Source organism: Burkholderia sp. E168m23 (genome assembly GCF_016586125.1).
Taxonomy (GTDB): domain Bacteria; phylum Pseudomonadota; class Gammaproteobacteria; order Burkholderiales; family Burkholderiaceae; genus Burkholderia; species Burkholderia orbicola.
Map to the genome: position 1 here is coordinate 1 of NZ_BCPP01000653.1, position 4,191 is coordinate 4,191.

At 68.9% G+C, this 4,191-nt stretch carries 3 protein-coding genes; all 3 read right to left on the reverse strand.

Annotated features, from left to right (window positions below):
• The coding region (locus JMF90_RS26765) for a DUF2827 domain-containing protein (protein ID WP_201325634.1) at positions 1-1,127 on the reverse strand (1,127 nt) is incomplete at its 3' end.
• A gap of 400 nt (positions 1,128-1,527) precedes the next feature.
• Positions 1,528-2,193 (reverse strand): OmpA family protein, encoded by a 666-nt coding sequence (locus tag JMF90_RS26770; RefSeq protein WP_011546965.1) that lies wholly within the window; start codon positions 2,191-2,193, stop codon positions 1,528-1,530.
• A 120-nt stretch (positions 2,194-2,313) separates the two neighbouring features.
• Positions 2,314-4,191, reverse strand: a 1,878-nt coding sequence (locus JMF90_RS26775) for a YadA family autotransporter adhesin (RefSeq protein WP_201325635.1), incomplete at its 5' end; no start/stop codon positions are given.

The following is a 4,191-nucleotide window of genomic DNA, read 5'->3' on the forward strand; positions in this document are numbered from 1 at the left end:
ACGAACGCGTCGAGGTTCGCGGGGTTGTCGATCGAGACCGACTGCAGCAGCCGGCCCGCTTTCGCGCGGTAGTCGTCGAGGCGTTCGTCGTGATGCAACCACGCTTCGAGCAGCGCGCGGCCGCCGGCAGCCGAGTCGAAGTCCGGGTAGTAATAGCCGGCGTCGCCGATCAGCGTCGAGTTGTGGATCAGCGGATAGCCGCCGTACAGCACGTCGTAATACAGATAGTTCTGCCCGTTTTCCCAGTGGTGCGACACGACCGCATCCGCGTGACGCGCCATGAAGCCCGGCAGGTCGAGTCGCGGCTCGAACGTCGCCTTGTGCTGGCGCACGAGATCGAGGCTGTTCGCGAAGTGCACGAAGGTCGGATGTTCCTTCATGTGCATCGAGTTGACGACGAACATGTGTTGCACCGCATCAGGCCGCGCGCGGTAGAACGCGTCGCACGCGAGCATCGGGTAGTGGCAGGACTTCGCGACCGAGATGTTCGGCTCGAGCATCGCGAGCTTCCACGGCCGCTGGCCGGGCTGATAGCCGAACGTCGCGCCTTCGTCGGCCAGCGTGGCCACGCGGCGCTCGAGGAAGTACGGCGACCAGATGTGCGGCATCAGGTGGACGGGCGCGCGCAGGATCGTCCGCAGCATCGGCGCGGCGGTCTTGTCGTATTGCGGCAGCAGCCACACTTCGTCGAACGGTGCGCCGTTGAACACGTGCCCCGACGGCTTCCCGAAGATCGGCGTTTCGCACAGGCCCGCATACACGTGCCCGCAGAAGAACGCGGCGATCTTCTTGCCGAGCGCTTTCATGTGCCTGAGCCATTCGACCGGCAACTGCGCGCCCATTTCGATCACGACGTCGAGTTCGTGCGTGACGTCGGCGGGTTTCACGAGCGGGATGTCGAGGCCGTCGAGTTCGAGGCCGGCGGGCAGCGCGTTGGCGTCGCCGCCGTTCAGGAAATAGACGGGACCGACGCGATCCGAGCGCTTGAGCATCATCGCGAGGAACGCGATGTTCTGGTGAATGCCGTTTTCCCAGATCGCCTGGCCGTCGCGCGCAAACAGCGAGATGCCGACCGCCGGCCGTTGCTTGCGAGTGCCGCCCGCGGCGGCTTCATTGATGTCCGTCACCGGTTGGTTTCCTCTGCGGCGTCGTGCGTCCGGGCATCGCGTCGAGCGTCTGGCCGGCAGCGGCGCGCCGTGGATCGTCATGGTTGGATTCGCGCCGGTGGCACCGCGGCGCGCGAACCGGGCGACGGGATTCGCGAAGGCGGCAGCCGGATTCCGGCGTGTCGCCGGGCACGCCTGGGACGGCGCGCGTCGGGCGGGCTGCCCCGGCGACTGTCTGCGGCGATTGTGGCATGGAAACCGCCGGTTTTGGCAGGACGTGACGAACTTTGACATAGCCGCCGGCCAACGGAAGCGGGCGCAGGCGTTGCGGCGCCCGGTCGTCCCGCGGCGTCCCGTGGCGTGCCGGCGTGGCGCGGCTGGCCTGCCGGATCGCGCGGCCGCATGGGCGGCCGCGGACGGCTCAGTGCTGCAGCCGGATTTCGACGCGGCGGTTGCTGGCGCGGCCTTCCGGCGTCGCGTTGGACGCGACCGGATCGGCCTTGCCGCGGCCCGACACGGTGATCGAGTCGGTCTTCAGCCCGTGCGCCTTCAGATAGGCGGCGACCGATTCGGCGCGGCGCTTCGACAGCGCGAGGTTGTAGTCGTCGCTGCCCACCGAGTCGGTGAAGCCGGTGACCGTCACTTGCGAATACGTGCGGTCGGCGCGCTCGCTCAGCAGCCGGTCCAGCGATTCGCGCGCGGTCGGTGCGAGCGTCGCGTGGTCGGTGGCGAACAGTGCGTCGCCGGACAGGTTCACGCGTTCGATCACGGCGGCGGGTGCGGGTGTGGCGGCCGAAGCCGCTTCGGCCGGTGCGGCGCCGCACTGGAAGACCAGCGTGGCCGGATCGGATTTGTCGCGCAGCGCGCGGGCCGAGTCGACGGCGCGCACGGGCTCGTCGCCGCAGATCTTGCGGGCGGCCTTCATGCAGGTCTGCGGGCCGGACAGCAGGCCGTGGCAGTCCACCTGGAAGGTGCGCACGCCGTCGCGCGGCTGCAGTTCGGAGGCGCTGAAGGTCGGGCCGGATGCGGTCGAGCACGCGGCGAGGGCCGTTGCGGAAAGCGCGAGCGCAAGAGCGAGTTTGTTCACGGTGACGTCCTTAAAGCTTGGGTTGACCGAGGCCCGCCGCGCGGTGCGCAGCGGGCTCGTCCTGCCGTCGGGCCGCGGGCCGTCCGGCTGGCTAGCCGGGCGGCCGGGCGGCGCGACGCGTTACTTCCACTGATACAGCATGCCGGCGCCGATCACCTTCTGACCGCCGCTGAAACCGCCGTTGATCGACGCCTTCAGGTTCTCCGTGATGCGCGCCTGCATGTTGACCGCCATCGCCTTCTGGCCGAGGAAGGTCGACGTGCCCACGCCCATCCCGAAGTTGGCGTCGCGATCGAGCTGCGGAATCGACGCCATCGCGCCGACGGCCGCGATACCCTGCTTCGCCATCTGGTCGGTCTGCTGCAGTTGCGAACCCAGCGAGTTGATCTGCGCCTGCTGGCCCGACAGTGCCGTCGACAGCGTCGTCTGCACCTGCGTCAGCTGGTTCACGTTCACCGCGTCGGTGCCTTGCGTACCCGGCGCGACGTTCGTGATCTGGCGCTGCTGCGTGTCGCTGCCGACCGACACCACGTTCGAGCGGCCGCCGTCGTTCGAACCCGCGCCGATCGCCACCGAGTTCGAGCCGGCCGTGACCACCGGAAGGTCGTTGCCCTTGCCGTTCAGGTCGGCGGCGACGCCGTTGTTGTTCGCCGCACGCGTCGTGTTGTTGTTGAGCGTCGTCGACAGCTGGTTCAACTGGTTGTTGATGTTCGTCACGCCGGTCGACAGCGACGCCACGTTGCTGTTCGTCGTGCTCAGGCCGGTGGACAGCGAACCGATGCCGGTCGAAGTCGACGTCGACAGCGAGTTGACGTTGTTGTTCGTCGTGCTGAGGCCCGTCGACAGCGAGTTGATCGCGGTCGAGGTTGACGTGGACAGCGAGGCCACGTTGCTGTTCGTCGTGCTCAGGCCGGTCGACAGCGAGTTGATGCCGGTCGACAGGGATGCGACGTTCGACGCGGTGGACGTCGACAGCGTGTTGATCGCGTTGTTCGTCGCGTTCAGCTGGCTGCCGTTGATCGCGTCCGTGCTCGTGGCCGAGATCCGGCCGGCGGCGACGTTCGTGATCTGGCGTTCCTGGCCCGGTGCGCCGACGCTCACCACGCCGACCGGCGAGCCGCCCGCGAACGGGTACGTGACGCCGCCGATCGTGGCGCTCGAGGTGCCGACCGCCGCGGCCGTGACCGAGTTCGCGCCGAGTGCGATCGAGTTCGCGACGTTCGCTTGCGCGTTCGTGCCGAAGGCGAGCGCGTCGGCGGCCGTGGCCTTGGCGGCCGAGCCGTAGGCCTGTGCGCCGGTGGCGCCGGCCGTGGCCTGGCTGCCCAGCGCGATCGTGTTGTCCGCGGTGGCCTGGTTCGAGCTGCCGAGGGCCAGCGCGCTGGCGCCGGTTGCCGTGTTCTGGTTGCCGAGGGACACCGCGCCGTCGCCGGTCGCCGTGTTGTTCGCACCCATCGCCACGGCGCCGGTGCCCGTCGCCACGTTCGGGTCACCGATCGCGACCGCGCCGTCGCCCGACGCCGTGTTGCCGGAGCCGATCGATACCGCCTTGCCGCCCGTTGCCGAGGCGTTCTGGCCGATCGCGACCGCGCCTGCCGTCTGCGCGTTCGAGCCGTCGCCGACTGCCACGCTGCTCGCGCCCGCCGCGCTGGCGTTCACGCCGGCGGCGAGGGCGTTGGTGCCCGTGGCGCCGTCGTTGGCGTAGTTGGCTTGCTGCACGCCGTTGTCGTTGACGCTGTAGTAGTGCGTCTTCGCGGCGTTGATCGCGGTCGAGGTCGAGGTCGACAGCGACGACACCGAGCTGTTCGTGCTGCTCAGGCCGGTAGACAGCGAGCCGATGCCGGTCGAGGTCGAGGTGGACAGCGACAGGATCGTGCTGTCCGTGCTGCTCAAGCCGGTGGACAGCGAGCTGATGCCGGTCGAAGTCGAAGTCGACAGCGAGGTGATCGAGCTGGTGGCCGACGACAAGCCCGTCGAGGTCGAGGTCGACAGGGAGCTGAT